The 3,201-nt window shown below is 72.1% G+C and carries 4 protein-coding genes; all 4 read left to right on the forward strand.

Features of this window, described 5'->3' with window-relative positions:
- Positions 1 to 947: flavodoxin family protein (locus tag ACV4UX_RS18115; RefSeq protein ID WP_491594680.1), on the forward strand; the 947-nt coding region annotated here is incomplete at its 5' end.
- A 67-nt stretch (positions 948 to 1,014) separates the two neighbouring features.
- On the forward strand, positions 1,015 to 1,677 hold the full coding sequence (locus ACV4UX_RS18120) for an NAD(P)H-dependent oxidoreductase (RefSeq protein ID WP_491594681.1): 663 nt from the start codon (positions 1,015 to 1,017) through the stop codon (positions 1,675 to 1,677).
- On the forward strand, positions 1,674 to 2,657 hold the full coding sequence (locus tag ACV4UX_RS18125; protein ID WP_491594682.1) for a DNA polymerase III subunit delta: 984 nt from the start codon (positions 1,674 to 1,676) through the stop codon (positions 2,655 to 2,657). The genes ACV4UX_RS18120 and ACV4UX_RS18125 overlap by 4 nt, the downstream gene beginning before the upstream one ends.
- A gap of 102 nt (positions 2,658 to 2,759) precedes the next feature.
- Positions 2,760 to 3,201 (forward strand): JAB domain-containing protein (locus ACV4UX_RS18130; RefSeq protein WP_491594683.1); only part of this gene is annotated, 442 nt, incomplete at its 3' end.

The following is a 3,201-nucleotide window of genomic DNA, read 5'->3' on the forward strand; positions in this document are numbered from 1 at the left end:
TGCGCTGGTACATCCTGCGCGATCTGAACGAGTACCACCACAAGCGCCACCGTCTCGACTTCGAGGACGCCAAGAAACACCGCACCCGGCAGCGGGTGGAGCAACTGTTCCGCAAACTGGCGGCCCTCGATCCGCTCCATGGGCTGACCCGCGAGGTCATGGAGTTCTACACGGAGGGCCTGCCGCCCTCGGCGCAAAAGGCCCTGGAGCGCCTGTTCCAGCGCTGCCCCCACGAGGCCCTGGAGTTCTACAAGGAGATGCGCGCCATCTCCGAGAAGGTGGTCCGCAAACACCACGCGAGAAAACAGGCCCGGACGCGGGATGCGGCCGATCCCGCATTGCCCGTTGACGAATCGCCCCGTTCGAGGAAAAACTACCCCATGCGCACGGTGCTGCTCGATGGAACCCCGGCCGGGAACGACGCCTGCCGCCAGGGCGCGGACGCCCTGCGCCGCGCCCTCTCCGACGCGGGCCACGCCGTGGAGGCCTTCCCCCTGGCCGAGCTGCCCATCGCCCCGTGCCGTGGCTGCTTCGCCTGCTGGACCGCCTCGCCGGGCCGCTGCCCCTTCCAGGACGCCTCCCAGCCCGTGGCCGCCGCCGTGGCCAACGCCCGGCTGGCCGTGTTCTACGCCGACTTGCGCCTGGGCGTCTGGGGCTACGAGCTGAAAAAGGCCCTGGACCGCCTGATCTGCCTCATCTCGCCCCACTTCGCGGCGGGCAATCCCACCCGCCACGCCCGGCGCTATCCGCGCATGCCCGCCATCCTGAGCGCCGGATGGCTCCCCGAGCCCGACCCCGAGTCCGCCGAAATCTTCGGCCGCGTGGCCGCCCACAACGCCCGCAACATGGGCGCGCCCGCCTGGCGCGCCGTGGTGCTCCCGGGCGACGCGCCCTGGGCCGCCCACCGCCAGCTCTGCCTGGACGCCCTGGCGAGGCTGGCCGCATGAAGGACTCCCTGCGACGCCGCGCCCGGCCCCGGACCGGGCGGCCAATCCTCGCCGCGAGGCTGGCCGCATGAAGGCCGTTCTCCTGGTGGGCAGCCCCAGGCGCGCGGGGGCCTCGGCCGTGCTGGGCGAGGCCCTCTTCGAGCGCCTCAAGGCGCGCGGCGTGGAGACGCAGACGCTTCGCCTCACGGGGCTCCTGGACGCCCAGGAGGGACGCGCCCGGCTCCACGGGGCCTTCCTGGGCGCGGACCTCTGCGTGCTGGCCGCCCCGGTCTACGCGGATTCCCTGCCCGCCCCGGCCGTGCGCGCCCTGGAATTTCTGGACGGCGGCGGCCCGGCCCCGGAGCGCCCCCGCGCCTTTGCGGCCCTGGTCAACTGCGGCTTCCCCGAGGTCTCCCACACGCAGACCTGCCTGGACGCCTGCCGCGTGTTCGCCCGACGCGCTGGCCTGCGCTGGGCCGGAGGCCTGGGCGTGGGCCAGGGCGGCGTCCTGGGCAACGGGCCGCTGGAGGCGCGCGGGGGCATGACCGCCGGACTGCGCAAGGCGCTGGATCTCTCCGCGCACGCCCTGGCCGAAGGGCAGGACATCCCCGAGGAGGCCGTCCGCCTGGCCGCCAGGCCGCTCATGCCCCGCCTGCTCTACCTGGCCGTGGCGGAGTTCGGCTGGCTCGCCCAGGCCTGGAGCCGCCGCACCCTCTTCCGGCTGGGCGCCAAACCCCTGCAACGGCCATGAGCGCGCGCCAGGGCTTCACCTTCCTGGTCTGCCCGGACCCGGAGATGATCAAGCGCGAGATCCGCCGCCTGCTGGCCGGGGCGGGGTCCGGGTTCACGCGCCAGGTGTTCTGGGGCGACGCCGACGAGTTCGACCCGTCGTTCTGGCAGGCCCTGGCCTCGGTGAGCCTCTTCGCGGAGCCCAAGGCCGTGGTGCTGCGCCGCGCAGAGGGCCTGGCCGGTGACTTCTGGGAGAAGCTCGCGCGGCCCCTGGCAGGGTTCAACGAGCACGTCTGGCCCATGGTCTGCCTGGAGGGGCCCCACGATCCGAAGAAGGGGCCGTCCCTGCCCAAGGGCCTGGCCGAGCGCCCCTACTGGAAGGCCGGGCGCGAGCGCGGCTGGGTGTGGATCTCCCCGGGGCTCACCGACGAGACCATGCTCCCCACCCTGCGCGACTGGGCCCAGGCCCGCCGCCTGGGCTTCGACAAGGGCGTGCTCCAGGAGCTGGCGCGGCTTCTGCCCCGCGACATGGCCGCCTGCGCCGGGGAGCTGGAAAAGCTGGAGCTGGCCGCCGCAGGGGGGATGATCCGACGCGAACACCTGGACCTGGTGAGCGCCGAGACCGAGCTGGACATCTTCGGCTTCCTCAAGGCCCTGGAGGAGAACCGCGACCCGGCCGGGGTCTGGCGCACGGTGTTCGGCCACCAGCTGGCCAGCGACGACGGCTTCCTCTTCCAGTTCCTGGCCATCCTGGCCCGCGAGGCGCGCACCATGTGGCAGCTTGTCACAGAGGACCCCGAGTGCCGCGTGCACCCCTACGTGCGCAAGCTCAAGACCCCCATGGCCCAGCGCCTGGGGCCACGGGGCCTGGCCAGGCTGTGGGACCTGGCCCTGGAAGCCGAAACATCCGTGAAATTCGGCATCCGCACCCCGGACCAGGCCCTGGAGATGCTCGTGGCCGATCTGGGCGTCCTCTTTTCCGGGGCACGGCGCGCCGTCTGACCGCCAAGGGCCTTCCAGGCCGGGCCGATTTCCGCTATCCCACGCTACAGGGGCTCTTTTTTCCCCTTCATCGCCGCACCGGACTTGCTCAGGGGCTGAAACATGCTTAAGAAAGAGGATCAAAAGCACTACCTGGGCCACCGAACCCGCCTCAAGGAGCGCCTGCGCAAGGATTCCCGCGCCCTGGCGGACTACGAGGTCCTGGAACTGCTCGTGAGCTACGCCAACCCCCGGCGGGACGCAAAACCCCTGGCCAAGGCCCTGCTGGCGCGCTTCGGCAGCCTGCGCGGCGTCTACCAGGCCAACCCGGCGGAGCTTCTGGCCGTGGAAGGCGCGCACGCGGGCCTGGAGAGCTTCTGGCTGCTCTGGCGGGAGTTCCTGGCCCGCCTGGGCGAGCAGGACGTGGCCGAGCGCGTGCAGGTGAGCAGCCCCGAGGTGGTGGCCAACCTGGCGCGAGAACGCCTGGGCGCGCTGGCGGGCGAGGAATTCTGGGTGCTGCTGGTGGACGGGGACAACCGCGTCATGGGCTGGGAGCGCCTGAGCC

The organism is Fundidesulfovibrio sp. (genome assembly GCF_058402725.1).

What these genes read in the sequence shown, in the direction of transcription:
- ACV4UX_RS18120 (WP_491594681.1), top strand. Translation starts at nt 1,015, where the DNA reads ATGAAGGCCGTTCTCCTGGTGGGCAGCCCCAGGCGCGCGGGGGCCTCG.
- ACV4UX_RS18125 (WP_491594682.1), top strand. Translation starts at nt 1,674, where the DNA reads ATGAGCGCGCGCCAGGGCTTCACCTTCCTGGTCTGCCCGGACCCGGAG.